The following is a 23,958-nucleotide window of genomic DNA, read 5'->3' on the forward strand; positions in this document are numbered from 1 at the left end:
TAGGTCGCCTCATGCCTGTCGTCGCGACGGTAGCCGCCGCAGCACCGTGTCGAGCACCCCGGTGACCTCCTCGAGCCGCAGCAGGCGCGCCAGCAGCACGAACACGACCACGTCGACGGTGGTGACCGCCAGCGCCCGGAGCAGCGCGACCACCAGGTGCGGGTCCGGGCCGAGCACGCCGAGCAGCAGGTGGACCACGTACGCGGCCGCGGTGGAGACCAGGGCTGCGAGCAGCAACCGGCCCACGAAGCCGAGCAGCGACGCCGCGGACCCGGGCACGCGGGTGCCGGGTCCGGCGTCGGCACGCAACCGGCGCACGAGCACCACCGAGGAGACGATCGCGCCGACGAGGTACGACGAGCCGTACGCCAGCACCAGGGCGGGCGAGGTCTGCGCCGCGGTCGACTCCCGGACCAGCAGCACCGCGACGGCGATGTTGGTGGCCGCGATGACGCACTGGATGAGGAACACGGTGCGGGTGCGCTCGAGGGCGTAGAACCCGCGGAGCATCAGGTAGTGGACGGTGAAGAACACCAGCCCGATCCCGAAGAGCGCGAGCGTGGGGGCGAAGTTCTGGTAGCTGTCGCGGCCAGCCCCGTACCCCCAGATGACGTGGGCGGCGTCGCGGGCCACGAGGGGCAGCAGCAGCGCGAACGGGACGATCACCGCGAGGGCGGTGCGCAGCGCCATCACCAGCGTCCGCGACAGCCCGGCCTGGTCGTCGGCGGCCGCCTGCTCGGAGAGCCGGGGCAGGATCGCGGTCGCCAGCGACACGGTGATGACCGAGTGGGGGACCATCACGATCAGGAAGGCGTAGGAGTAGACGGTGTAGCCCGTCGCGCCCGGCGCCTCGCCCAGGGTGCTGGCCGGACCGCCCGTCGCGAGCTTGACGACCACGGCGTAGGCGATCTGGTTGACGATCACGAAGAGCAGCGTCCAGACGCTGAGCCGCAGGGTGTGGCCGAGCCCGGAGTCGCGCAGGTCGAAGCGCGGCCGGAAGCGGTAGCCGACCCGGCGCAGGTACGGGAGCAGCACCAGCAGCTGCACGACGATGCCGAGCGTCGACCCGAGTCCCAGCATCGCCTCCTGCCCGGGGGTGAAGGGCCCGCCCTGCTCCTCGGGACCGGCCGGGCCGAAGGTGAGCAGGTAGGTCGCCAGCATCGCGATCGCGATCAGGTTGTTGGCGATGGGCGCCCACATCATCGGGCCGAAGAGGCCCCGCGCGTTGAGGATCTGGCCCGCCAGGACGAACATGCCGTAGAAGAAGACCTGGGGCAGGCACCAGCGGGCGAAGGCGTTGATGGAGTCGACGTGGGCGGCCAGCTCCGGCGTGTCGAACTCCGGGCTCAGGAACAGCTGCATCACCCACGGCGCCGCGACGACCAGCACGATCGTCACCAGGCCCAGGAACGTGGCGGCGAGCGTGACGACGCGGTTGGTGTAGGCCTCGCCGCCGTCCGGGTCGTTCTTCATGGTCCGGACCAGCTGCGGGACCAGCACCGCGTTGAAGATGCCGCCGGCCAGCAGGATGTAGAGCATGTTGGGCACGGTGTTGGCCACGTTGAAGAGCTCCGCGTGGAGCCCCGCGCCCAGCGCCGCGATCAGCAGGGCGGAGCGGACGAAGCCGCTCAGCCGCGAGACGACCGTGCCGGCCGCCATCACCGCCGTGGAGGAGAGGATCTTGGAGTCGCTCACGCGCGCTCGCTCCGGATCCGCTGCACCAGGCGGACGGCGATCGCCAGGAACAGCAGGCCCACGCCGATCCCGAGGATCACCCAGATCACCTCGCTGACCTGGGTGGAGCGCACCGGGAGCGTGGCCGAGGACCCCAGCGGCGTCCCCGTGTCGTCGGTGACGACGAGGCGTACGTAGTGGACGCCCGGCCGGTCGGCGCTCGCGTCGAGCTGGACCGTCTGGCGTCCCCGGGGGGCCAGGTCGATGGTCTGGGGCACCTCGACCGACAGCGCGGCGTCGGTGATCGCCTTGAGGGACACCGTCACCGGGTGGTCGAGCCGGTTGGTGACGGTGGTGACGAAGCCGCCGGTCGCGCTGGACAGCGTGACCCCCAGCGGGGCACGGACCCGCACTGCGGACAGCCGGCGCTCCACCCACTCCTGCGAGCGCATGGTCTGGGTCCGCACCCGCTCGGCCACGTCGCGGTTGAAGTAGGAGAGCGAGGCCAGTGCCTCGTCGGACACCTGCCGGTCGACCACGTCGTTCTGCGTGAGCACGTTGGCCAGGGTGGCGCCACCCTCCAGCAGGGCCTCGGCGGCGAGGAAGTTGGCCGCCGGCAGCTCGCGCTCCCGCTCCTCCGGGGGATAGGCGAGCGCATCGGGGGCGAGCTCCCTGGCGCCGGTGAGGGAGGTGAGGTCGGTCAGGTCGACCCAGTCGACGTCCAGGCCCGTGAAGAACTGGCGCGGGTCGGCGGGGGACCACGCGCGGGGGAGCACCGCGACCAGCGTGGGCCGCCCGCCGGACAGCGTGCGTACGGCGGCCTCCGCGAGCAGCCGCTGCCGCAGGGCCACGGCGGTGAGCGGGTCCTCGGGGCCCGGTCCACCGAGCGACACGTCCGAGTCGGCGACGTGGACCACCCGCCCGTCGACGTCGAAGACGTTGCCGGTGCGCTCCTCCGGGAGGCTGTCGTCGCCGAGCAGGGTGACCGTGCCGGACGGCACGCGGGCGAGGGCGTCGGGCGAGAGGAGACCCTCCGGCGGCGCCACCACCGGCTCCGCAGGTAGGTCGAAGGCGGCGACCTCCTCACCGGAGCGCTCCCGGGCGGCGGTGAGGAGGTCCTGGCCGTGGTCGGTGGCGGCGGAGACGTCGGGGTCTCCGTAGGCCAGCGTGAGGATCCGGTCGCCGACCAGCACCTCGTCCATGCGCTCCAGCCAGGCGGTCCCCTGCACCGCGGCCGGGTCGTCGGCCGCGGCCTCCTCGTCCTCGGAGGCCGTCGACCCCGACCCGCTGGGGGACTCGCTGGGCTCCTCGCTCGGCTCGGGGGCGGAATCGTCCTCGACGGTGTCGGCGAGGCTGCGCGGAGGGTTGCCGGCGACCAGTCGCTGCACCGCCTGGGGCACCGCCGGGTCCACCAGCCAGGTGAGGGGGCGCGACCCGGCGGCTGCGCCGAGGTCGGCCAGCGTCTCGAGCGAGCCGCCGGTGGAGAGGGCGTCCACCCAGCTGCGGGTCCCGGTGATGGATCCGTCGCGGGCGTGCCGGACGGCGCGGCGCATCGGGACGACCAGGGCGGTCCGCACGGGCCGCGCGGACTGCTCCACGAGGGGGAGGAAGGTGCGGGCCCGTCCGTCGGCCACGCCGTCCCGGAAGGCGGTGGTGTTGCCCAGTGCGTGGGCACCGAACCAGTAGGCGCCCGGCTGGTCGACCGGGATCTGGTCGCGCCGCAGCCGGATGGAGTACGACGTGGTCTCACCCGGGTCGAGCGACCCGATGCTGTCGAAGGTGCCGACGGTCGTGATCCGGTCACCCACCTCGACGTCGGTCGGGACCTCGGCCGCGGCGGCCAGCTCGTCGGTGGTGGTCAGCGGTACGTCGTCGATGAAGGCGTGCACGTTGATGGCCCGCCACCGCTCGTCGCTGACGTTGGTGACCGTGCCGCGCATGGTGACCGGTCCACGCTCGGGGAGCTCCCCCGGTGTGAGCTCCTCGATCGTCACCAGGAGCGGGTCCTCGGGGTCGATCGGAGCCGCTGCCGCCGGGGCTGCCGGCACCACCGCCAGCACCGCTGCTGCGGCCACGAGGGCAGGCAGCAGGGACGGCGGTCGGGGCACGGCGCCGACTCTATCCGGCGCCGGTGGCGCCCCGGTCTGCCCGTGGGCGCGGGTCACCGACGCGTCCCCGGCTTGCTCCCGGGGCGGCCGCGGCAGCTCGCCGGTGCGACCCGCGGCGGCTCCGGACGATAGAGTTCGCGGTCGTGTCCGAGCCCGTCCCGCCCGTCGTCAGCATGGTCGACGCACAGCAGTCGATGCGGGCCGAGCTGGACCGGCTCGCCCCGCTCCTCGAGCCGTTGGGCGAGCGGTTCGCGGCTGCCGGCCACGCCCTCCACCTCGTGGGGGGCCCGGTGCGCGACGCGATGCTCGGTCGGCAGGGCGTCGACATCGACCTGACGACCTCGGCCCGGCCGGAGGAGACCGAGCGGCTGGTCACCGGCTGGGCCGACGCCGTCTGGGACGTGGGCCGGGCCTTCGGCACCATCGGTGCCCGCAAGGGCCCGTGGCAGGTCGAGATCACGACGTACCGCTCCGAGGAGTACGACCCCACGTCCCGCAAGCCCGACGTCGCCTTCGGTGACGACCTCGCCGGCGACCTCGGTCGTCGCGACTTCACCGTCAACGCGATGGCCGTGAACGTGGCCGACCGCTCGTTCGAGGACCCCTACGGCGGCGTGGTGGACCTCGCCCACGGACTGCTCCGGACCCCGGGCCGGCCGGAGGACAGCTTCTCCGACGACCCGCTGCGGATGATGCGCGCGGCCCGGTTCTCCGCCACGCTCGGCTTCGCCGTGGCCCCGGAGGTGGTCGCGGCGATGACCGCGATGGCCGACCGGATCTCGATCATCTCGGCCGAGCGGGTCCGCGACGAGCTGGTCAAGCTGGTGTGCGCGCCCCACCCCCGCCGCGGGCTGGCGCTCCTGGTGGAGACCGGGCTGGCCGGCCACGTGCTGCCCGAGCTGCCCGCGCTGGCGCTCGAGCGCGACGAGCACCACCGGCACAAGGACGTCTACGAGCACACGCTGACCGTCCTCGAGCAGGCGATCGACCTCGAGCACCGGCTGCCCGGGACGCCTGACTTCGTCGTCCGCTTCGCGGCGCTGATGCACGACGTCGGCAAGCCGCGGACCCGACGGTTCGTCGACGACGGCACGGTCACCTTCCACCACCACGACGTGGTGGGCGCCAAGATGACGCGCAAGCGGATGCAGGCGCTGCGCTTCTCCAGCGCGGAGGTGGACGCGGTCGCGACGCTGGTCGAGCTGCACCTGCGGTTCCACGGCTACGGCGGCGGTGAGTGGACCGACTCCGCCGTGCGCCGCTACGTCCGGGACGCCGGGGACCAGCTGGAGCGGCTGCACATCCTGACCCGCGCCGACTGCACCACCCGCAACCGCCGCAAGGCCGAGCGGCTGCGGCGCAGCTACGACGACCTGGAGGCGCGGATCGAGCGGCTCTCCGAGGAGGAGGAGCTCGCCTCCCTCCGGCCCGACCTCAGCGGCTTCCAGATCATGGAGCTGCTGGGCATCGGCCCGGGTCGCGAGGTGGGCGAGGCCTACCGGTTCCTGCTGGAGCTGCGGATGGACGAGGGACCGCTGGGGGAGGACGAGGCCGGCCGCCGGTTGCAGGAGTGGTGGGCCTCCCGCACCCCCTGAGCCGTCAGGAGGCTCGACGCACGACCTTGAGGTTGAAGTGGGGCGTGCCCAGCGCGGCCATCAGCCGCAGCCAGAGCGGCAGCACCATCTCGGTGCCACGGGCGGTCTCGATCCCCCCGAGGTCGATCACGTCGTCGTGCCCGAACGACTCGAGCAGTGCGACGACCAGGGCCTTGGCCCCGGCGTCGTCACCGGAGACGAACACGGTGCTCGACGTGCCCAGCGCTGCGGGCTCGACCATCAGCGAGGCGTTGAGGGTGTTGAGGCTCTTGACGACCCGCAGTCCCGGGAACCGGCGCTGCAGCTGTTCGCCCAGCGAGTCGGTGTCCTTGACGAACAGGCTGGGTGGGAACCCGGCGGAGAAGTCCAGCGGGTTGGAGATGTCGAGCACCACCGTCCCATCGAGGTGGTCGCCCCCGGCGGCAGCGAGCATGTCGTGGGACGCCGCGCCGTTGCCCGCCAGCACGACCAGCTCGGCACCGGCGGTCGCCTCGGCGTACGGGGCGAGGGTGACCTCGGGGTGCTCGCCGAGCCACGCGCCGACGTCGGGTTCGGTACGCGCCAGCGTGGCCTCCGGGTCGCGGGTGCCGACGGTGACGGTGTGGCCGAGTCCGGACAGCCGGGCGGCGAGGGCCTGCCCGACCATGCCGGTGCCGAGGACGGCGATCTTCATCTGCTGCTCCTGACGAGGGGTAGACAGACCGGTCTGCCTGTCGTTGGCTGGACCGTAGCAGACAGATCTGTCTACTATCAACGCGTGGCACCGTCCCCCGCGCGGCAGCGCATCCTCGACACGGCGTTCCGCCTCTTCTACCGCCACGGGCTGCGGGCGGTGGGCGTCGACCTGCTGATCGCGGAGTCGGGCGTGGCCAAGGCGACCTTCTACAAGCACTTCCCGGGCAAGGACGACCTGGTGCTCGCCTACCTCGACCGGGTCGACGAGGTGTGGACCGGTCAGCTCCGGGCGGCGGCGTCGGCCGCGGGCACCCGCCCGGCCGACCAGCTCGTGGGCCTCTTCGACGCCCTCGGCACGGCGTGCCGGCGGGAGGGCTATCGCGGCTGCGCCTTCCTCAACGCCGCCGCGGAGTCCACGCCCGGCGGTCCGGTGCACCAGCGGACGGTGGCGCACAAGCGTGGGGTCCGCACGTGGGTGCAGGACCTCGCGACCGACGCGGGGGCCGAGCGGCCCGACGCCCTGGCCCGGGCGCTGACCCTGTTGCTCGACGGCGGACTGGCCGACGGCGCCCTCGAGGCCGACCCGGCCGTCGCCGACCAGGCCCGGGAGAGCGCCCGGCAGCTGGTGGCCGCCGCGGTCGGCTGACCCGGGGCCCGGGGCCCGCGCGCCGCACGTGGTCCGGGTCACGGCGCAGGGCGTCCCGTCCCCGCTAGGTTCGCCGGATGACCGACATCGAGGCCCTGCAGGAGACCGTCGAGATCAGCGCCCCGCCGGAGCGGGTCTGGTCGCTGGTGACCGACCTGCCGCGGATGGCGTCCTGGAGCCCGCAGGTGGTCCGCACCTTCGTCCGCGGCCCGGTGGAGCTCGGCACCCGCGCGGTCAACGTCAACCGCCGGGGCGTCCTGCTCTGGCCGACCCGCTCCAAGGTCGTCCGCTTCGAGCCGCACCGCGACTTCGCGTTCCACATCTTGGACAACGGGGTGATCTGGTCCTTCCGGCTGGAGCCCACCGCGACCGGGACCAGGGTGACCCAGCAGCGCGAGACCCCGGACGGCATCACGCCGATCTCGTTGCGGCTCCAGGACGCCGTGCTCGGTGGCGTCGGCCGGTTCACCGGCGAGCTCCGCGACGGGATGCGCGACACCCTCGGCCGGATCAAGGCCGACGCCGAGGCCTGACCCCTACTCCTCGTCGAGGGAGAGCGGGCGGGAGTGCTCGATGGCCTCGACCTCCGGGTCGTCGCGGGCAGCGAGCACGGCCGAGGCCGACGCCTCCGCGGTGAACAGCACGTCGTCGACCCGGGCACGGACGGTGAACCCCTCGGGCACGTAGCCCGGACGGCACACCTTGACGATCACCCGGGTCGGCTCGGCGTCCGCGTCGGGAGCGGCCGCGTCGGGCTCCTCCCCGGACTCGGCGTCGAACTGCAACGGCTCGGGCACGCTCGCAGCGTACTCGCGGTGCCCGTGCCGGTCGTGGTCACGGGCCCGCCAGCGCCTTCACCATGGCGGCCAGGCTGACCCGGCCGGCGCCGTAGCGGTCGTCCCAGGCACCCGCGACCGGAGGGTCGGGCCGGCAGCTCGCGGCCACGATGGACCTGATCTCGTCGACGTCGAGCTGTCGCTGCCGGCGGGCCGCCTCGGCCAGCAGCACCGCGACGCAGCCGGCGACGGCCGGGCTGGCCATGCTCGTCCCCGACTTCCGGGTCGTCCCGGTCCCGGTCGTCGACGACGCGGCCACCACGTCGTGGCCCGGCGCCGAGACCTCGGGCTTCTCCCGGCCGTCGCGGGTGGGACCGGCGCTGGAGAACCACGAGATCGGCGCCGCCGGCTTGTGGGCGTCGTAGGACCCCACCACGATGCTCTTCTGCCCGCAGGAGATGGAGCCGATGGTGTGCGTGTTGTCCAGCGGCTCCTCGAAGGTCGAGGGCCCGTTGTCGTCGCGCTCGATCCAGGCGTGGAACGGTACGTCGTCCCCCGACAGCGACGTCAGCCGCAGCACCCAGCGTCCGACCGGCACCTTCGGGGAGAGGAACACCCCGATGGTGTTGTCGTGGTTGTTGGGGTCGTCGAGCCGGTTCGCGGCGAAGAGGACCAGCTCGCCCTCCCGGGTCACCGACCCGCTCTCGCCCGGCCCGAGCGTCCCGACCACCTGGCCACCGGGCGCGACCAGGTCCACGCTCAGCCGGCTGGCTCCCGGCGCCCACAGCTCCAGCTCGTTGTCTGTCTGGTCCTGGTCCGCGACCACCCAGGCCAGCTCGAGCGGTGCGGTCGCCGAGACGGTGCCGGCCGCGTGGATGCCGTCCGCGAAGGCGTTGGACGCGGCGATGCAGACCGCCCGGTCCGGGGCCTGGGTGAGCAGCCGGTCGATGCCCTGCTCCACGAGGGTGGTCCCGTCGTGGGGGCCGCCGTTGGTCCCGAGACTGACGTTGACCACGCACGGGGAGCTCCCGGCGCTCTCGAAGACGAAGGCCAGCGCCTCCAGCAGCTGCACCGAGTCGCCGAAGCTGGCGCCCACCGCCTCGGCCCCGCCCCAGGGGATGTCGCTGCTGGCGACCTCCACGAAGACCAGGTCCGCCTGTGGCGCGACCCCCGGCGCGCCCGTCCCGCGGCCGTTGCCGGCCGCGATGTCCATCACGTGGGTCCCGTGCGACCGCGGCCCGGGCCGGTAGCCGAGGGCGACGTACGGGTTGGGGGTCGCCAGGGCGGTGTCGATCGCGGCGGTGGCGTGCACGTCGCCGTACGCGAAACCGGGCGAGCCGTTCCCGGAGCCGTTCTGGTCCCACAGCCTCAGCAGCCGGGTCCCGCCCCCGTCGCGGAGGAAGTTCTCGTGGGCGAAGTCGCAGCCGAAGTCGATGACCCCGACCACCACGCCGTCGCCGCGCGGCGTCCCGGCCGGCAGGTCCTCGGGCCGGGCGCCGATCTCGGCGGTCGTGGCCGCGAGCGCGGGCCGCAGCCGCTGGGCGGGCTTGAGGCTGACCACGCCCTCCTGGGCGCGGACGGCGTCGATCCTGGCGACCGGCACCCGCGCGGTCACGATCGTGGTGCCGTCCTCGGCGACGTCGCCGAGCCGGACGCCGGGCGTGACCTCGGAGAGCGCCTCGAACGCCTCGACGGAGGCGACCTTGGCGATGACGGCGACCTCGTTCTCGTCGGTGCTCGCGGTCGAGGGTTTCGAGCGTCCGAGGCGACGCATCGCGACCAGGCGCTGCAACCGCGGATCCATGCTCGTGGACTCGGCGCTGCCGCGCCCGTGCGGGAGGAACCGGTAGTGGTTCGGACTGTCGGCGTTCATGACGACCCCCATCGCTCCTGTCCACGCTAGACCTGTCGGGAGGCTGGCGGGAGGGGTAGCGGTCAGGAAAGCGACAGGGCGGTGACCGACCGGTCACCGCCCTGCCTCACCGCGTGCTGTGAGAGGTCACTCCTCGCCCGTGATGAAGGCCTCCACGCGTCGACGGCCCTCCTCGTCGGGGAGCTGCACCGGCGGGCTCTTCATGAGGTACGACGACGCCCCGATGAGCGGGCCGCCGAGCCCACGGTCCTTGGCGATCTTCGCCGCGCGGATCGCGTCGATGATGATGCCCGCCGAGTTGGGGGAGTCCCAGACCTCGAGCTTGTACTCGAGGTTGAGCGGGGCGTCACCGAAGGCGCGGCCCTCGAGCCGGACGTAGGCCCACTTGCGGTCGTCGAGCCACTGCACGTAGTCGGACGGGCCGATGTGGACGTTGCGGTCGCTGACCTTGCCGGCGAGCTCGCCCTGGAGGTTCGAGGTGACGGCCTGGGTCTTGGAGACCTTCTTGGACTCCAGGCGGTCGCGCTCCAGCATGTTCTTGAAGTCCATGTTGCCGCCGACGTTGAGCTGGTAGGTCCGGTCGAGGGCCACGCCGCGGTCCTCGAACAGCTTGGCCATCACCCGGTGGGTGATGGTCGCGCCGACCTGGCTCTTGATGTCGTCGCCCACGATCGGGACGCCGGCGTCCTCGAACTTCTTGGCCCACTCGGGGTCGGAGGCGATGAAGACCGGCAGCGCGTTGACGAAGCCGACGCCGGCGTCGATGGCGCACTGCGCGTAGAACTTGTCCGCCTCCTCCGAGCCCACCGGCAGGTAGGACACCATCACGTCGACCTGGCGCTCCTTGAGCGTCGCGACGACGTCGACCGGCTCGGCGGCCGACTCCTCGATGGTCTCCCGGTAGTACTTCCCGAGGCCGTCGAGCGTGTGGCCGCGCTGCACCTCGACGCCCAGCGTGGGGACGTCGCAGATCTTGATGGTGTTGTTCTGGGAGGCGTTGATGGCCTCGGAGAGGTCCTTGCCGACCTTCATGTCGTCGACGTCGAACGCCGCGACGAACTCCACGTCGGAGACGTGGTAGTCGCCGAACATGACGTGCATCAGGCCGGGCACGGTGCCGGCCGGGTCAGCGTCCTTGTAGTACTCAACGCCCTGGATCAGGGACGTGGCGCAGTTGCCCACACCGACGATTGCTACTCGTACCGCACCCATGCGAGTGTTCCTTCCTCGGTCCTGCTGGTCCTGGGTCAGCCCTGCGACTGACCCGTGTTCGTCTTCTGGCCGGGCGGGATGTCCCGCTGGCCCTCGGTCCGTTCGGCGTTGATCAGCTCGGACAGCCAGCGCACCTCGCGCTCGACCGACTCGACGCCGTGACGCTGGAGCTCGGCCGCGTAGCGGTCGACCTCCTCCTGCGTCATCGCCAGCTGCTTCTGCACCTTCTCCAGCCGCTCCTGCAGCCGGCTGCGCCGTCCCTCGAGCACCCGCAGCCGGATCTCCATGTCGGTCCGGCCGAAGAACGCGAACCGGATGTCGAAGGTGTCGTCCTCCCACGCGGTCGGGCCGACCTCCGACATCAGTCGCTGGAACTCGACGTTGCCGGCCTCGGTCAGCTGGTAGGCGATCCGGGGCCGTCGGCTGGTCGTGGCTTCCTTCGTATCCTCGATCAGGCCGGCGCGCAGCATCTTCTTCAGCGCCGGGTAGAGGGAGCCGTAGGACAGCACCCGCCCCCACCCGAGCATCAGGTTGAGCCGCTTGCGCAGCTCGTAGCCGTGCATCGGACCCTCGTGCAGCAGTCCGAGGACTGCCAGCTCGATGGTCTCGCCACGACGTGTCATGCGACCTATCGTACCGATATATCCAGGCGCACGCGGACCCAGGTCCCCGGCGAGCCGTTCCCGCGGGATTTCGTCCCCCTTCCGGGCCCTTGCGTACCCTGATGGGCGCACGCGCCCACGGCAGAGCCGGGGCGCGCACCCCCGAGCGCCACCTGATCGGAAGTACGAGACCTTGAGTGGAAAGCGACGGGCCGACGGCCCGCCCATGACGAAGAAGCCGAAGCGACCCGTGAAGAAGGGCTCGCGGCTGCGCCGTGCCGGCAAGTGGCTGCTGGTGCTGGCTCTCGTCGGCACCCTCGTGGCCGTGGCCGGCTTCGTCGTCCTCTACCAGGCGATCGCCGTCCCCGACCCCAACGAGGACTTCGAGACCCAGACGAGCTTCGTCTACTACGCCGACGGTGAGCAGCAGATCGGCACCTTCGCGACCCAGAACCGCGAGTCGATCCCGCTCGACCAGATGCCCGACTCGATGAAGGACGCCGTCGTCGCGGCGGAGAACCGCACCTTCTGGACCGACCAGGGCATCGACCCCCGGGGCATCCTGCGCGCGGCCTTCAGCAACGCCCGCGGCAACTCCACGCAGGGCGCGTCGACGATCACCCAGCAGTACGTGAAGATCCTCTACCTGACGCAGGAGCAGACGCTCACCCGCAAGATCAAGGAAGCGATCATCTCCCTCAAGCTGCAGCGCGACGTCAGCAAGGAGGAGATCCTCGAGGGCTACCTCAACACCATCTACTTCGGGCGCGGCGCCTACGGCGTCCAGGCCGCGGCCAAGGCGTACTTCGACATCGAGGCCAAGGACCTGAACCTGCGGCAGAGCGCGGTGCTGGCCACCGTGCTCAACAACCCGTCCGGCTACGACCCCGCCAACGGCAAGCAGGCGAGGGCGGACCTCAAGGAGCGCTACCAGTACGTGCTGTCCGGCATGGCCGAGGAGGGCATGGTCCCGGCGGGCGAGGCCGAGCGGGCGGCCCGCCGGCTGCCGGCCTTCCCGGAGATCGAGCAGGAGAGCCAGTACGGCGGCCAGCGCGGCCACGTGCTGACGATGGTCCGCGACGAGCTGGTCAAGCTCGGCTTCAAGGAGGACGAGATCGAGGGCGGCGGGCTCCGCGTCACCACGACGTTCACGCGCAAGGCGATGACGGCCGCGCAGGAGGGCGTGCAGGAGGTCCGGCCCACGGGACTCCCCGCCGCGATCCCCGGCGTGGAGGAGGGCAACACCGAGCCCGGCTCGGGCGACAAGGACCTGCACGTCGGCGTGGCCAGCGTCGAGCCCGGCACCGGCGCCGTCCGTGGCTTCTACGGCGGCCAGGACTACCTCGACTCCCAGATCAACTGGGCGGTCGCGGGCGGCCAGGCTGGGTCGACCATGAAGGCCTCCGCGCTCGTCGCCTCCGTCGAGGACGGCTTCTCCATCAAGGACACCTTCGAGGGCAACTCCCCGATCGTGCTCCCCGACGGCACCGACTTCGAGAACCAGGGCGACACCGACTACGGCTCGTCGATCTCGATGATCGAGGCGACCGAGAACTCCGTGAACACCGCCTTCATCGACATGACCATGTCGATGGAGAACGGACCCCAGAAGGTCGTCGACGCCGCGAACCGGCTCGGCATCCCGCCGGCCGAGGCCGGGCGCCGGGGGCCGGGCTTCCCCAGCACCTCGCCGGGCCTCGAGCCCAACGCGGGCGTCGCGCTGGGCAGCGCCACGGTGAGCCCGATCAACATGGCCAACGCCTACGCCACGATCGCCAACCAGGGCCGGGCGGCCGAGCCGTACATCATCGAGAAGGTCGTCGACCAGAGCGGTGAGACCCGCTACCAGCACCGGGTCGCCGACACCGAGGCGGTCGAGCAGGACATCGCCAAGGACGTCAGCTTCGCGCTGCAGCAGGTCGTCGAGAGCGGCTCCGGCACGGCCGCGCTGGCGCTCGACCGGCCGGCGGCCGGCAAGACCGGCACCGCCACCACCGGGGAGGGCGCCGTGTCCTCGGCGTGGTTCGCGGGCTACACGCCGCAGCTGAGCACGGCCGTGATGTACGTCCGGGGCAAGGGCAACGAGCAGCTTCAGGGCTGGCTGCCGGAGTACTTCGGTGGCTCCTACCCGGCCGAGACCTGGACCGCCGTGATGCAGCGGGCGCTGGAGGGGATGCCGGTCGAACAGCTTCCCGAGCCGGTCTACGTCGACGGCGACGCGCCGGACGAGGGCCACGAGCCGTACACGCCGCCGCCGAGCCCGACCCAGACGCAGGCGCCGAGCCCGACCCAGACCAAGCAGCCGAGCCCGACGCAGGAGCCGACGCCGACGCAGGAGCCGACGCCGACCGAGGAGCCGACGACGCCGACCGAGGAGCCGACGACGCCGACCGAGGAGCCCGAGCCGACCTGTGGCGGACCCCTCCAGCCGCCGTGCGAGACCGAGGACCCGCCCGGCAACAGCGGCGGCGGCTCCGGCGGTGGCGGCTCCGGCGGTGGTGGCGGGGGTGGCGGCGGCGGCACGGCCCCGGCCACCCGCGAGCGCTACGACTCGTGACCGGTCCGGTCCACCCCACCCGTGACGACCCTGTCGTGGGGGCCCTCAGCGAGGGCGTGGGGGGACCGGTCGGGGAGCACGCCGGCCGCCACCCGTGGTGGACCCCGGTCCGGGTGCTGCTCGTCCTCACCGCCGTCTGCTTCGCGCTCGGCATGGTCCAGAAGACCAGCTGCTACCAGGACGCGTGGCAGGACGGGGAGCAGCGCTACGCCCACATGTGCTACTCCGACATCCCCTACCTCTACACCGGCCGGGGGCTCGCGGAGCTGAGCTGGCCCTACACCGGCGACGAGCAGGTGCGGGCGCGCTACGAGGTGATGGAGTACCCCGCCGGGATCACCTACTGGGCGTGGGGCACCGCCTGGGCCACCCACTGGCTCAGCGGCTCGCCCGACCTCGAGCCGCGCTACGCCCTCCCCGCGGACGCGCTGGCCGGTGAGGCCGACGTGCAGCGGGAGGCGACGCTGTACGTCGTCGTCAACGCGGCCGGGCTGGCGGCGCTGACGCTGCTGGCCGTCTGGTTCCTCGCCGGCGTGCACCGGCGACGACCCTGGGACGCGGCGATCCTCGCGGTCTCGCCCGCCCTGGCCCTGACCGGACTCGTCAACTGGGACCTGCTGGCGGTGGCGCTCGTCGCGGGCGCGGCCTGGGCGTGGGCGCGCGACCGGCCGGTGCTGACCGGTGTCCTGATCGGCCTCGGCGCGGCGACCAAGCTCTATCCGCTGCTCCTGCTCGGGGCGGTGCTGGTGATCTGCCTGCGCGAGCGGCGGCTCCCGGTCTTCGCGCGCGTGCTCGGTGCGGCCGTGGCCGCGTGGCTGCTGGCGAACCTGCCGGCGATGCTGACGGGGTGGGAGCAGTGGCTCCACTTCTGGCGCTTCAACTCAGAGCGGGGTGCCGACCTCGGCTCGCTGTGGCTGGTGCTCGACCAGGCGGCCGGGACGACGACCTCGCCCTCGACCATCAACCTGGTGTCGTGGCTGTTCCTCGCGGCGTGGTGTGCGGGAGTGCTGGTGCTCGGCCTGCGCGCACCGGTCACCCCCCGCTTCGCGCAGCTCGCGTTCCTGGTGGTCCTGGGCTTCCTGCTGGTCAACAAGGTCTACTCACCGCAGTACGTGCTGTGGCTGCTGCCCCTCGCCGCCCTGGCCCGGCCCCGCTGGCGCGACCAGCTGGTGTGGCTGTCGGGCGAGGTCCTCTACTTCGCAGCGGTCTGGTGGTACCTCGGCGGCTACCTCGCACCCGCCGGCGGCGGCGAGGCCGGCTTCTACTGGATCGCGATCCTGCTGCGCGTGGCCGCCCAGCTCTACCTCGCCGGGATCGTCGTGCGCGACGTGATGCACCCCGCCCACGACCCGGTGTGGGAGGAGCGTCAGCTGACGAGGACGCGGTCGAAACCGGTCGCGGTGTAGCGCACCCGTACCTCGACCTCCTCACCGACCTGCGGCACCCGGGGGCCGTGCGGGAGGAAGAGCATCGAGGCCTGCATGTGGGGTGGCTCGGCGAAGAGCCGCTGCTTGCCGTCGATGGTGAACGGGCTGCGCACGAAGCCGACCGCGTCGAGGCCACCGCGGGCCAGGGTCGCGGCCCGCGCCTTGAGGCTGCTGTCACCGGTGGGGGACTCCAGCCCGATGCCGTGGGCGGTGCCGCCGCTGACGACGAGCAGGTGGCCGGCCTTGGGAGCGGTACGGCCGCGGTAGCCGAACACGTCGCCGCGGTCGACCTCGTGGACGTCGAGCACGGTCGCGGTCACCCGCAGCGCGCCCCGGTCACCGAGCCACAGGTCGGTGCCGATCCGAGGCCGGATCCGGAAGTCGGCGTACGACGCGCGGAGCGTCGCCAGCTCCTCGGGGGTGAGGTGGCTGACCCAGATCGTCGTCGGCGCCAGTCCGGCGGCGACGACGTCGTTGAGCAACCGGTGTACCTCGCCGAGGTGGGAGCCCTGCGCCAGCGGGAGGTGCAGCGCGATCCCCTCCAGCCGGCCCGCCCGGGCGCCGGCCAGGTGGTCGGCCGCGGTGCGCAGCTGCCGGCCGGTCATGCCGTGGCGCAGCATGCTGGTGAGGTGCTCGAGCACGAACCGGGCCCCGGGCTGCCGGCCCAGCAGGTCGACGAGGTCCTGCTCGCGGCTGACCGTGTGGACCACCCGGCCGGAGAGCTCGGCCGGCAGCTCCAGCGCGGCGCCGAAGGGCCGCCACGGGGTGAGGACGAGCAGGTCGCCTGAGTAGCGCTGGGCGACCTCGGGCAGCTCCTCGTAGGTGCCGACGGCGATGGTGTCGACGTCGAAGCCCTGGTCCCGCAGCCAGCCGGCGCGCCGGGCGAGCCGGCCCAGCCCGAAGCCGTAGCCGTTGCCCTTGCAGACCGGCACCAGCCCCGGTGTCGCCTCCGCCACCGCGCGCAGGTGCTGCCGCCAGCGATCGCCGTCGACAGTCAGGGTGAGCGCCATCAGCGACGCCTCATGTAGGTGTCGAACGCCTTGTAGAGCAGGCCGTTGAGCGGGAGGTCCCACTCGCCGGCGTACTCGACCGCCTCGCCGCCGGTGCCGACCTTGAACTGGATCAGCCCGACGTGGGGGTCGTCGCTGTCGAGGGTGTCGGTGATGCCGCGCAGGTCGTAGACGTCGGCACCCGCGGCGAGCGCGTCGCGGATCATCGCCCACTGCACGGCGTTGGAGCCGCGCACGTCGCGCTTCTCGGTGGAGGAGGCACCGTAGGAGTACCACGCGTGGGTGCCGACCCGGATCGCGATCGTCGAGGCGACCAGGTCACCCTCGTGACGCGCGAACCAGACCCGGATACGGTCGGGCTCCTCGGCGGCCAGCGCGTCGTACATCGCCTGGAAGTACGCCAGCGGCCGCGGCGTGAAGCCGTCGCGCTCGGCGGTGTGGACGTAGAGGTCGTGGAAGGCCTTGAGGTCGGCGTCGGTCCCGGCCGAGACCTCCACCCCAACCTTGGTGGCCTTCTTGATGTTGCGGCGCCACTGCTGGTTCATGCCCTTGAGGACGTCGTCCTCGGTGCGACCTGCGAGCGGGATCCAGAAGTTGTGCTGCGGCTGACCGGCTGCGAAGCCTCCGTCGACCGCCTGCGGGCGCCAGCCGAGCTCCTGCAGCTGGGCGACGACCCGGGCGCCGGCCTCGCTGCGCTCCAGCGGGGCGACCTGGTCGAGCCGGTGGACCTCCGGGTCGGCGATGCCCTCCTTGACCTGGGCCGCGCTCCAGCGCCGGGTGATGACCGGCGGGCCCATCCGGACGCCGAAGGCGCCCTGCTGCTTGAGGTGGGCGGCCATCGGCGCCAGCCAGCCGGCGAGGTCGTCGGTGTCCCAGTCGATGACGGGACCCTCGGGGAGGTAGGCGAGGTAGCGCTTGACCTTCGGCAGCTGGCGGTAGAGGACCAGCGCGGCACCGACCACCTCGCCGCCCCGCACCCAGCCCAGCGACTCGGCCCGCCACTCGGGCTTGGCCTTGGCCCAGGCGGGGGTCTGCAGGAAGCTCACCGACGCCTGGCGCCGCACGAAGTCGAGGTGCTCGGCAGGCGTGAGGGTCCGGACGGTGAGGTCGCTGGCAGTCACCCGTCGAGGTTAGCCGGTGGTCTGAGCGCGGAGTCACCGGTCTCTCGCCTGTTGCGCGCCCCCATCCGGGCGCGCTGGCGGCGTTGTCGCACCTCGACGGGCCCCGGCCCGTCTTCGGCACTCCACCTTGCCATCACACCCGTCTGGTGACGCTCACGACGGCGACGACCGGTGACTCCGGGCTCAGAGCCGCTCGCGGAGCCACTCGAAGTCCGCGACGTGCTCGTCGGCGCCACCCGGGGTCTCGCACACGACGGGGGCACCGGCGTCGCGGACGACGGCGGCGAGCAGGTCGGGGTCGATCCGCCCGGCGCCGAAGTTGGCGTGCCGGTCGGCGCCGGAGTCGAAGTCGTCGCGGCTGTCGTTGCAGTGCACCAGGTCGATCCGGCCGGTGATCGCCCGGACGTCGTCGACGACCGTCTCGAGGGGGTTGCCGCCCGCGTGGGCGTGGCAGGTGTCGAGGCAGAAGCCGACCAGGTCGGCCTGCTCGCAGGAGGAGATCGCGTCCCAGACGCCCCGGATCCGCTCGAGGTAGCGCGTCATGGCGTTGTCGCCGCCGGCGGTGTTCTCGATCAGCAGCGGCAGCGTGAGGTCGACCGCGTCGACGGCCTTGCGCCAGTTGTCGAAGCCGGTCTCGGGGTCGTCGTCCTTGTTGACGTGGCCGCCGTGGACGATCAGCCCCTTGGCGCCGATCGCGGTCGCCGCGTCGACGTGCTGCTGGAGCAGCTTGCGGCTGGGGATCCGGATCCGGTTGTTGGTGGTGGCCACGTTCACGATGTAGGGGGCGTGCACGTAGAGGTCGACCCCGGCGGCGGCTGCGTCGTCGCGGAGGCCGTCGGTGCCCCCGGCGTACCGGATCTCGGGGCCCTTGTAGCCCTGCGGGTCACCGAGGAAGAACTGCACCAGCGGGGCGCTGCGGGCCCCGGCCTCGGCGATCGGGTCGGTCTGGTCGACGTGGGCTCCGATCTGCATGGCTCCACCCTAGGCGTCCCCACCGACCGAGGATTCCGTGGCCGGTCGCGGCCGCTGCTAACCTCGTCCGGTTGCCGGGTCAGGTCCCGGCGACGAACGCAATGCCCTCCTGCCACGGAGAGTCCGTGGCCGCCTGAGTCCAGAGGAGGTGGAGACCGCATGCGTGCCTATGAAGTGATGGTCATCCTCGACCCCAGCCTCGAAGAGCGCACCGTCGAGCCGTCGCTCGACAAGTACCTCAACGTGATCCGCAAGGACGGTGGCAGCGTCGACAACGTCGACGTCTGGGGCCGTCGGCGCCTGGCGTACGAGATCAACAAGAACGCCGAAGGCATCTACGCCGTGATCCAGCTGAACGCCGAGCCCGCCACGGTCAAGGAGTTCAACCGCCAGCTCGGTCTCAACGAGGCCGTGCTCCGTACGAAGGTGCTGCGCCCCACGGCCTGAGGCTGTGGACGAGACCTTTCGTGTGTGGGTGCGGGTGCCTAGCCTCTGCTGAGGCTGCGAACCCGGCCGACACGACCAGTGGAACAGACCAGGGAGAACTGACATGGCAGGCGAGACCGTCATCACCGTCGTCGGCAACCTCGTCGACGACCCGGAGCTGCGCTTCACCCCCTCGGGTGCGGCCGTGGCCAACTTCCGGATCGCGTCGACGCCGCGGACCTTCGACCGCCAGACCAACGAGTGGAAGGACGGCGACGCGCTGTTCCTCTCCTGCGCGGTGTGGCGCCAGGCCGCGGAGAACGTCGCGGAGTCCCTCCAGAAGGGGATGCGCGTGGTGGTGCAGGGCCGGCTCAAGTCGCGTCAGTACGAGACCCGTGAGGGCGAGAAGCGCACCGTCTTCGAGATCGACGTCGAAGAGGTGGGCCCGTCGCTGAAGTACGCCACGGCGAAGGTCACCCGGGCCCAGCGCTCCGGCGGTGGCGGCGGCTACGGCTCCGCTCCGCAGGGCGGTGGCGGCGGTGGCGGCCAGGCCGACCCGTGGGCGACCAACGCCCCGCAGGGCGGCGGCGCCGGCGGCGGCCAGGGTGGCGGCCAGGCCGACCCGTGGGGCGCTCCCGCGGGCGGCGGCTCGGACGAGCCTCCCTTCTGATCCACACCCCCGGCGGTCGTGAGACCTCCGGGACCCGACAACCCACCTGAACCATTCCGGCTCACGCCGGGCTCTGAAAGGAGAGCACCACAATGGCCAAGGCAGTGATTCGCAAGCCCAAGAAGAAGGTTTGCCAGTTCTGCAAGGAGAAGGCGACCGTCGTCGACTACAAGGACACGACGCTGCTCCGCAAGTTCATCTCCGACCGCGGCAAGATCCGCGCCCGTCGGGTGACCGGCAACTGCGTCCAGCACCAGCGGGACGTGGCGATCGCGGTCAAGAACGCCCGCGAGCTCGCCCTGCTGCCCTACACGTCCACCGGTCGCTGAGAGGAGTCCCCTGATGAAGATCATCCTGACCCAGGAGGTCTCCGGCCTCGGTGGCCCCGGCGACGTCGTCGAGGTGAAGGACGGCTACGGCCGCAACTACCTCCTGCCCCGCGGCGACGCGATCCGCTGGAGCAAGGGCGCGGAGCGGACTGCCGAGTCGATCAAGGCCGCGCGCTCCTCGCGTGCGGTCCGCGACGAGCAGCACGCCGTCGAGATCAAGACCCGCCTCGAGGCCGAGCCCGTCGCGGTGAAGGTCAAGGCCGGCGAGAGCGGTCGCCTCTTCGGCGCCGTGACCTCCGCCGACATCGCTGCTGCCCTGGGCGAGGCGTCCGGCGAGAGCGTCGACCGTCGCACCATCGCGATCGGCAACCCGATCAAGTCGCTGGGCTCCCACGAGGTGTCGGTCAAGCTGCACGACGAGGTGGCAGCCAGGGTCACGCTCAACGTGATCCCGGCCTGACCCACGCAGTCCCTTCAGGACCGTCCCTCCTCACGGAGGGGCGGTCCTGCTGCGTCCGGGGCTCGTTCCACGTGAATCCACGGGCGGCCGGAGTGGGCGAAGCACAGCACCAGGCAGGTGACCAGGACCAGGATCGCCAGCCCGGCCGCGACGGCGGCCAGGGCGGTGACGCCGGCGCCGAGGACGACCGGCGGCAGCACCGCGACGACAGCCGTGCCTGCGAGCACGAGCCGCCACCAGCCGCGGGCAGCGGTGTCGCCCCCGGCCTCCGCCGCCCGGGCCAGGGCGAGGGACAGCACGAGGACGAAGCCGGCCTGCGGGAGGTCGAGGACCCACAGCAGCGAGGGATCGGCCGCACGGAGCTCCCCGGCGACCGGGGGGATCCACAGCGGCACCGACACGAGGGCGGCCAGCGCGCCGGTGGCGAGGAGGAGCCGGCGGTGCGCGAGCTCGGCGGGCAGGCGGGTGGCGCCGTGCAGGACCAGCAGCCAGCCGAGGGGGTCCGGGAGGACGTCGAGGTCACGGCCGCCCGGGTCGGCGGTGAGGACCACGATGACCAGGCCCATGCCGATCGCCTGGAGGGGTCGCATGGGCGTCACTCTAGGCAGTGCTCGCGACTCCCGTGACCAGCCAGGCGTCGCTGCGCGCCCGCCGGGTGAGCACGACCCAGCGGGCCCCCATGAAGACGCCCGCGAACGCGACCCAGACCCCCAGCAGGCCGGCGCCGAGCAGGACGGTCAGCAGCGCGACCGGGGCGTACACGACGAGCACGACCACCCCGCCCCAGGCGAGGTAACGCCCGTCACCGGCCCCGATGAGGACGCCGTCGAGCACGAAGACGACGCCGGCGACGGGCTGGCCGAGCGCCGCGACGAGGAGCACGCCCACCAGGCGGTCCTGGACGGCAGCGTCGTCGGTGAAGAGCGGCCCGAGCAGCGGGCTGCTGACGGCGAGGAGCAGCCCGGTGACGACGCCCGACCAGATCCCCCACCGGACCATCCGGTCGGTCACGGCCCGGGTCCCGGCCACGTCGCCGGCGCCGAGGTAGCGGCCGGTGATCGCCTGCGCGGCGATGGCGATGGAGTCGAGCACGAAGGCGAGGAAGGTCCACAGCGTCAGGGCGAGCTGGTGGGTCGCCAGGTCGACGGCCTGGTCGGCCTCGTCGAGGGCGGCCAGCGTGACGGCGTACGTCGTCACGAGCAGCGCGGCCCGCAGGGTGAGCGTCCGGATCACCAGCGGGACGCCCGCGTGGGCGGCCTCCCGGATCCCGACGCTGTCCGGGCGGAGCGGGGCGCCCTCACGCCGGGCGGCGCGGACCACCACCGCGGTGAGGGCGGCGGCGCTCGCGACCTGGGCGAGGACCGAGCCCCACGCGGACCCGGCGATGCCCAGGCCCAGCCCGTAGACGAGGAGCACGTTGAGCACGATGTTGGCGGCGTTGCCGCCCACGGCGACGTAGAGCGGGGTCCGGGTGTCCTGCAGGCCGCGCAGGACGCCGGTCGTCGCGAGCATCACCAGCAGCGGGGTGGTGCCGAGGAACGCGATCCGGAGGTACGTCGTGGCCTGGTCGCTCACCGCCTCGCCGGCGCCGAACAGCTCGACCAGCGGCGAGGTGAGGGCGACGCCGAGGAGGGTCGTGACGGTGCCGATGACCACGGCCAGCCAGATGCCGTCGACCCCCTGGGCCAGCGCTCCCCTTGTGTCGCCGGCGCCGAGGTGGCGGGCGACGCTGGCGGTGGTGCCGTAGGCGAGGAACACGCACAGGCCGACCGCGGTCTGCAGCACGGCGGCGGCGATGCCGAGGCCTGCGAGCGGCTCGGTGCCGAGGTGGCCGATGATGGCGGCGTCCGAGAGCAGGAAGAGGGGCTCGGCGGCGAGGGCGAGGAAGGCGGGGACGGCGAGGCGGAGGATCTCGCGGTCATGGGCCCGGGTCATGGCTCCAGACTAGTCAGGTAAGGGACAGATACGGACTCTGTGTCTCACATCGGCTAGTCAGCCGACCTGTGCATGAACAGTGGATTATCCGGCGGACAGGGGCGGGGGCGTGGTATGTCGACAATCCGCCCACCCCGATCCCAGATGGTGGCCAGCCGTCGAGACAGTTTCGTGTCCACAGCCTGTGGTCAGCGTTTCCGCAGGTCAGAAGGTATCCGGGCGTCGAAGGTCGTCCTCGGTCCACAGCCCTCTCCCCAGTGCGTGCACACCTGCACGCGTGTCGTCCACCACCCGTGGCCGGTTATCCCCAGCCCCTGTGGAGGACTGGCTTCCATCCGGGTGGTGCGGGCACGTAGGTTCCTCCGGGTTGTCTCCGGTGTCAGAGGTCCTCCCTAACGTCGTGGGCATCACGTCGGCGCGCCCGCGCCCGTCACACGAGGAGGTCTGGTGAGCGTCACCGAGCACGACCAGGCCGGTGTGGCGGACCCCTACGAGGAGTGGGGCGACGGTCCCGCGGCGTACGCGCCCGGCCAGGCCCCGCAGCAGTCCGGTGGCGGCCGGATGCCGCCGCAGGACGAGGCGGCCGAGCAGAGCGTGCTCGGCGCGATGCTGCTCTCCAAGGACGCGATCGCCGACTGCGCGGAGTCGGTCCGTGGCGTCGACTTCTACCGTCCGGCCCACGAGCTGATCCACGACGCGATCATCGACCTCTACGGCCGCGGTGAGCCGGCCGACCCGGTGACGGTCGCGGCGGAGCTGCAGCGCCGGGGCGAGCTGCCGCGGGTGGGTGGCGCCCCCTACCTCCACACCCTCTCGGCCAACGTCCCGATCGCCGCCAACGCCGGTTACTACGCCGAGATCGTCCGCGAGAAGGCGATCCTGCGCCGGCTGGTCGACGCGGGGACCAAGATCGTCCAGATCGGGTACGCCGGCGAGGGCCAGGTCGACGACGTGGTCGACGCCGCGCAGGCCGAGGTCTACAAGGTCACCGACCGCCGCACGGCCGAGGACTACGCGCCGCTCTCCGACATCATGGACGGCGTCCTCGACGAGATCGAGGCGATCGGCAACCGGGAGGCCGGCCTCTACGGCGTCCCGACCGGCTTCGCCGACCTCGACGACCTGACCAACGGTCTCCACTCCGGCCAGATGATCATCGTGGCGGCGAGGCCCGCCATGGGAAAGTCGACGCTGGCGCTCGACCTGTGCCGGGCGGCCTCGATCCACAACAACATGACGAGCTGCTTCTTCAGCCTGGAGATGACGCGCTCGGAGATCACGATGCGGCTGCTCTCGGCCGAGGCGAAGGTGCCGCTGAACCACATCCGCAACGGCGCGATGAGCGACGACGACTGGACCAAGCTGGCCCGCAAGATGGGCGAGGTGTCGAGCGCGCCGATGTTCATCGACGACTCGCCCAACATGACGATGATGGAGATCCGGGCCAAGGCGCGGCGGCTCAAGCAGCGCCACGACCTCAAGCTGATCGTCATCGACTACATGCAGCTGATGACCTCGGGCAAGAAGGTCGAGTCCCGTCAGCTGGAGGTCTCGGAGTTCTCCCGCCAGATCAAGCTGCTCGCCAAGGAGCTCGAGGTGCCGATCATCGCGCTCTCGCAGCTCAACCGTGGTCCCGAGCAGCGCGGCGACAAGCGGCCGATGATGAGCGACCTGCGTGAGTCCGGCTCCCTCGAGCAGGACGCCGACATGGTGATCCTGCTCCACCGCGACGACGTCTACGAGAAGGAGTCGACCCGCCCCGGCGAGGCAGACCTGATCGTGGCCAAGCACCGCAACGGCCCGACCCGCGACATCACCGTCGCCTTCCAGGGCCACTACTCCCGCTTCGTCGACATGGCCCACTGACCCCCTCCGGCCTTCCAGTCGGCA

The 23,958-nt window shown here is 72.0% G+C and carries 22 protein-coding genes; 10 read left to right on the forward strand and 12 right to left on the reverse strand.

Annotated features, from left to right (window positions below; genetic code table 11):
• Nucleotides 1-9 precede the first annotated feature (9 nt).
• Both murJ and EXE57_RS11990 read right to left on the reverse strand, forming a co-directional pair.
• Nucleotides 10-1,695 carry a murein biosynthesis integral membrane protein MurJ gene (murJ, locus tag EXE57_RS11985; RefSeq protein WP_244246804.1) on the reverse strand — a complete coding sequence of 562 codons (1,686 nt, stop codon included), beginning with the start codon at nucleotides 1,693-1,695 and terminating at the stop codon, nucleotides 10-12.
• Nucleotides 1,692-3,782, reverse strand: coding sequence for a DUF6049 family protein (locus EXE57_RS11990; protein WP_135077795.1), 2,091 nt, complete (start codon nucleotides 3,780-3,782; stop codon nucleotides 1,692-1,694). Before EXE57_RS11990 ends, murJ begins: the two co-directional genes overlap by 4 nt.
• A gap of 194 nt (nucleotides 3,783-3,976) precedes the next feature.
• Between EXE57_RS11990 and EXE57_RS11995 the strand changes: the two genes are divergently transcribed.
• Complete coding sequence (locus tag EXE57_RS11995) at nucleotides 3,977-5,377, forward strand: CCA tRNA nucleotidyltransferase (protein WP_425271713.1); 1,401 nt, start codon at nucleotides 3,977-3,979, stop codon at nucleotides 5,375-5,377.
• Between the two features lie 4 nt (nucleotides 5,378-5,381).
• On the opposite strand, the gene EXE57_RS12000 is transcribed toward EXE57_RS11995, so the two are convergent.
• Nucleotides 5,382-6,050 carry an NADPH-dependent F420 reductase gene (locus EXE57_RS12000; protein WP_135077798.1) on the reverse strand — a complete coding sequence of 223 codons (669 nt, stop codon included), beginning with the start codon at nucleotides 6,048-6,050 and terminating at the stop codon, nucleotides 5,382-5,384.
• An 84-nt stretch (nucleotides 6,051-6,134) separates the two neighbouring features.
• Here EXE57_RS12000 and EXE57_RS12005 point away from each other — a divergent pair, with 84 nt between their 5' ends.
• The gene (locus EXE57_RS12005) at nucleotides 6,135-6,698 is read left to right on the forward strand and encodes a TetR/AcrR family transcriptional regulator (RefSeq protein ID WP_135077800.1); all 564 of its coding nucleotides are present in this window, start codon (nucleotides 6,135-6,137) and stop codon (nucleotides 6,696-6,698) included.
• Nucleotides 6,699-6,775: 77 nt separating this feature from the next.
• The gene (locus EXE57_RS12010; protein ID WP_135077802.1) at nucleotides 6,776-7,231 is read left to right on the forward strand and encodes an SRPBCC family protein; all 456 of its coding nucleotides are present in this window, start codon (nucleotides 6,776-6,778) and stop codon (nucleotides 7,229-7,231) included.
• A gap of 3 nt (nucleotides 7,232-7,234) precedes the next feature.
• On the opposite strand, the gene EXE57_RS12015 is transcribed toward EXE57_RS12010, so the two are convergent.
• The 4 genes from EXE57_RS12015 to EXE57_RS12030 all read right to left on the reverse strand — a co-directional run bounded on the left by EXE57_RS12015 (nucleotide 7,235) and on the right by EXE57_RS12030 (nucleotide 11,182).
• Complete coding sequence (locus EXE57_RS12015) at nucleotides 7,235-7,495, reverse strand: hypothetical protein (protein ID WP_135077804.1); 261 nt, start codon at nucleotides 7,493-7,495, stop codon at nucleotides 7,235-7,237.
• 37 nt (nucleotides 7,496-7,532) lie between these two features.
• A complete protein-coding gene (locus tag EXE57_RS20220) occupies nucleotides 7,533-9,347 on the reverse strand; it encodes a S8 family serine peptidase (protein ID WP_135077806.1) in 1,815 nt (604 codons plus the stop codon).
• Between the two features lie 126 nt (nucleotides 9,348-9,473).
• Nucleotides 9,474-10,559, reverse strand: coding sequence for an inositol-3-phosphate synthase (locus EXE57_RS12025; RefSeq protein ID WP_135077808.1), 1,086 nt, complete (start codon nucleotides 10,557-10,559; stop codon nucleotides 9,474-9,476).
• Between the two features lie 35 nt (nucleotides 10,560-10,594).
• A complete protein-coding gene (locus EXE57_RS12030; RefSeq protein ID WP_135077810.1) occupies nucleotides 10,595-11,182 on the reverse strand; it encodes a PadR family transcriptional regulator in 588 nt (195 codons plus the stop codon).
• 205 nt (nucleotides 11,183-11,387) lie between these two features.
• Between EXE57_RS12030 and EXE57_RS12035 the strand changes: the two genes are divergently transcribed.
• Nucleotides 11,388-13,718 (forward strand): transglycosylase domain-containing protein, encoded by a 2,331-nt coding sequence (locus EXE57_RS12035; RefSeq protein ID WP_135077812.1) that lies wholly within the window; start codon nucleotides 11,388-11,390, stop codon nucleotides 13,716-13,718.
• A gap of 35 nt (nucleotides 13,719-13,753) precedes the next feature.
• On the forward strand, nucleotides 13,754-15,124 hold the full coding sequence (locus EXE57_RS12040; RefSeq protein ID WP_244246805.1) for a glycosyltransferase family 87 protein: 1,371 nt from the start codon (nucleotides 13,754-13,756) through the stop codon (nucleotides 15,122-15,124).
• Here EXE57_RS12040 and EXE57_RS12045 read toward each other — a convergent pair.
• The 3 genes from EXE57_RS12045 to EXE57_RS12055 all read right to left on the reverse strand — a co-directional run bounded on the left by EXE57_RS12045 (nucleotide 15,085) and on the right by EXE57_RS12055 (nucleotide 18,248).
• Nucleotides 15,085-16,155, reverse strand: coding sequence for an alanine racemase (locus tag EXE57_RS12045; RefSeq protein WP_135077816.1), 1,071 nt, complete (start codon nucleotides 16,153-16,155; stop codon nucleotides 15,085-15,087). The two genes, EXE57_RS12040 and EXE57_RS12045, sit on opposite strands and share 40 nt — an antisense overlap.
• Nucleotides 16,155-17,276 carry a lipid II:glycine glycyltransferase FemX gene (locus EXE57_RS12050; protein WP_135077818.1) on the reverse strand — a complete coding sequence of 374 codons (1,122 nt, stop codon included), beginning with the start codon at nucleotides 17,274-17,276 and terminating at the stop codon, nucleotides 16,155-16,157. The genes EXE57_RS12045 and EXE57_RS12050 overlap by 1 nt, the downstream gene beginning before the upstream one ends.
• 183 nt (nucleotides 17,277-17,459) lie before the next feature.
• Nucleotides 17,460-18,248 carry a deoxyribonuclease IV gene (locus tag EXE57_RS12055; RefSeq protein ID WP_135077820.1) on the reverse strand — a complete coding sequence of 263 codons (789 nt, stop codon included), beginning with the start codon at nucleotides 18,246-18,248 and terminating at the stop codon, nucleotides 17,460-17,462.
• Between the two features lie 159 nt (nucleotides 18,249-18,407).
• Here EXE57_RS12055 and rpsF point away from each other — a divergent pair, with 159 nt between their 5' ends.
• From rpsF to rplI, 4 genes are all read left to right on the forward strand, one after another.
• The gene (gene rpsF / locus EXE57_RS12060; RefSeq protein ID WP_135077822.1) at nucleotides 18,408-18,695 is read left to right on the forward strand and encodes a 30S ribosomal protein S6; all 288 of its coding nucleotides are present in this window, start codon (nucleotides 18,408-18,410) and stop codon (nucleotides 18,693-18,695) included.
• A gap of 103 nt (nucleotides 18,696-18,798) precedes the next feature.
• Complete coding sequence (locus tag EXE57_RS12065) at nucleotides 18,799-19,344, forward strand: single-stranded DNA-binding protein (protein WP_135077825.1); 546 nt, start codon at nucleotides 18,799-18,801, stop codon at nucleotides 19,342-19,344.
• Nucleotides 19,345-19,436: 92 nt separating this feature from the next.
• Nucleotides 19,437-19,673 (forward strand): 30S ribosomal protein S18, encoded by a 237-nt coding sequence (gene rpsR, locus EXE57_RS12070; protein ID WP_135077827.1) that lies wholly within the window; start codon nucleotides 19,437-19,439, stop codon nucleotides 19,671-19,673.
• 13 nt (nucleotides 19,674-19,686) lie between these two features.
• Nucleotides 19,687-20,133: a 50S ribosomal protein L9 gene (gene rplI / locus EXE57_RS12075; RefSeq protein ID WP_135077829.1), complete on the forward strand. Its 447-nt coding sequence runs from the start codon at nucleotides 19,687-19,689 to the stop codon at nucleotides 20,131-20,133.
• Between the two features lie 14 nt (nucleotides 20,134-20,147).
• On the opposite strand, the gene EXE57_RS12080 is transcribed toward rplI, so the two are convergent.
• Nucleotides 20,148-20,723, reverse strand: coding sequence for a hypothetical protein (locus tag EXE57_RS12080; RefSeq protein ID WP_135077831.1), 576 nt, complete (start codon nucleotides 20,721-20,723; stop codon nucleotides 20,148-20,150).
• 10 nt (nucleotides 20,724-20,733) lie between these two features.
• On the reverse strand, nucleotides 20,734-22,068 hold the full coding sequence (locus EXE57_RS12085) for an MATE family efflux transporter (protein WP_135077833.1): 1,335 nt from the start codon (nucleotides 22,066-22,068) through the stop codon (nucleotides 20,734-20,736).
• 561 nt (nucleotides 22,069-22,629) lie between these two features.
• On the opposite strand from EXE57_RS12085, the gene dnaB reads away from it, so the two are divergent.
• Nucleotides 22,630-23,934, forward strand: a complete 1,305-nt coding sequence (dnaB, locus tag EXE57_RS12090; RefSeq protein ID WP_135080902.1) for a replicative DNA helicase — start codon at nucleotides 22,630-22,632, stop codon at nucleotides 23,932-23,934.
• Nucleotides 23,935-23,958 lie beyond the last annotated feature (24 nt).

Source organism: Nocardioides euryhalodurans (genome assembly GCF_004564375.1).
GTDB classification, from domain to species: Bacteria; Actinomycetota; Actinomycetes; order Propionibacteriales; family Nocardioidaceae; genus Nocardioides; species Nocardioides euryhalodurans.

Bases quoted from the DNA above. Each gene is read 5' to 3' on its own strand.
- EXE57_RS12080 (WP_135077831.1), bottom strand. From the start codon at position 20,723: ATGCGACCCCTCCAGGCGATCGGCATGGGCCTGGTCATCGTGGTCCTC.
- EXE57_RS12030 (WP_135077810.1), bottom strand. From the start codon at position 11,182: ATGACACGTCGTGGCGAGACCATCGAGCTGGCAGTCCTCGGACTGCTG.
- EXE57_RS12010 (WP_135077802.1), top strand. From the start codon at position 6,776: ATGACCGACATCGAGGCCCTGCAGGAGACCGTCGAGATCAGCGCCCCG.
- EXE57_RS12035 (WP_135077812.1), top strand. From the start codon at position 11,388: ATGACGAAGAAGCCGAAGCGACCCGTGAAGAAGGGCTCGCGGCTGCGC.
- EXE57_RS12025 (WP_135077808.1), bottom strand. From the start codon at position 10,559: ATGGGTGCGGTACGAGTAGCAATCGTCGGTGTGGGCAACTGCGCCACG.
- EXE57_RS12055 (WP_135077820.1), bottom strand. From the start codon at position 18,248: ATGCAGATCGGAGCCCACGTCGACCAGACCGACCCGATCGCCGAGGCC.
- EXE57_RS12065 (WP_135077825.1), top strand. From the start codon at position 18,799: ATGGCAGGCGAGACCGTCATCACCGTCGTCGGCAACCTCGTCGACGAC.
- EXE57_RS20220 (WP_135077806.1), bottom strand. From the start codon at position 9,347: ATGAACGCCGACAGTCCGAACCACTACCGGTTCCTCCCGCACGGGCGC.
- dnaB (WP_135080902.1), top strand. From the start codon at position 22,630: ATGCCGCCGCAGGACGAGGCGGCCGAGCAGAGCGTGCTCGGCGCGATG.
- EXE57_RS11995 (WP_425271713.1), top strand. From the start codon at position 3,977: ATGCGGGCCGAGCTGGACCGGCTCGCCCCGCTCCTCGAGCCGTTGGGC.
- rpsR (WP_135077827.1), top strand. From the start codon at position 19,437: ATGGCCAAGGCAGTGATTCGCAAGCCCAAGAAGAAGGTTTGCCAGTTC.
- EXE57_RS12000 (WP_135077798.1), bottom strand. From the start codon at position 6,050: ATGAAGATCGCCGTCCTCGGCACCGGCATGGTCGGGCAGGCCCTCGCC.
- EXE57_RS12045 (WP_135077816.1), bottom strand. From the start codon at position 16,155: ATGGCGCTCACCCTGACTGTCGACGGCGATCGCTGGCGGCAGCACCTG.
- EXE57_RS12085 (WP_135077833.1), bottom strand. From the start codon at position 22,068: ATGACCCGGGCCCATGACCGCGAGATCCTCCGCCTCGCCGTCCCCGCC.
- rpsF (WP_135077822.1), top strand. From the start codon at position 18,408: ATGCGTGCCTATGAAGTGATGGTCATCCTCGACCCCAGCCTCGAAGAG.
- rplI (WP_135077829.1), top strand. From the start codon at position 19,687: ATGAAGATCATCCTGACCCAGGAGGTCTCCGGCCTCGGTGGCCCCGGC.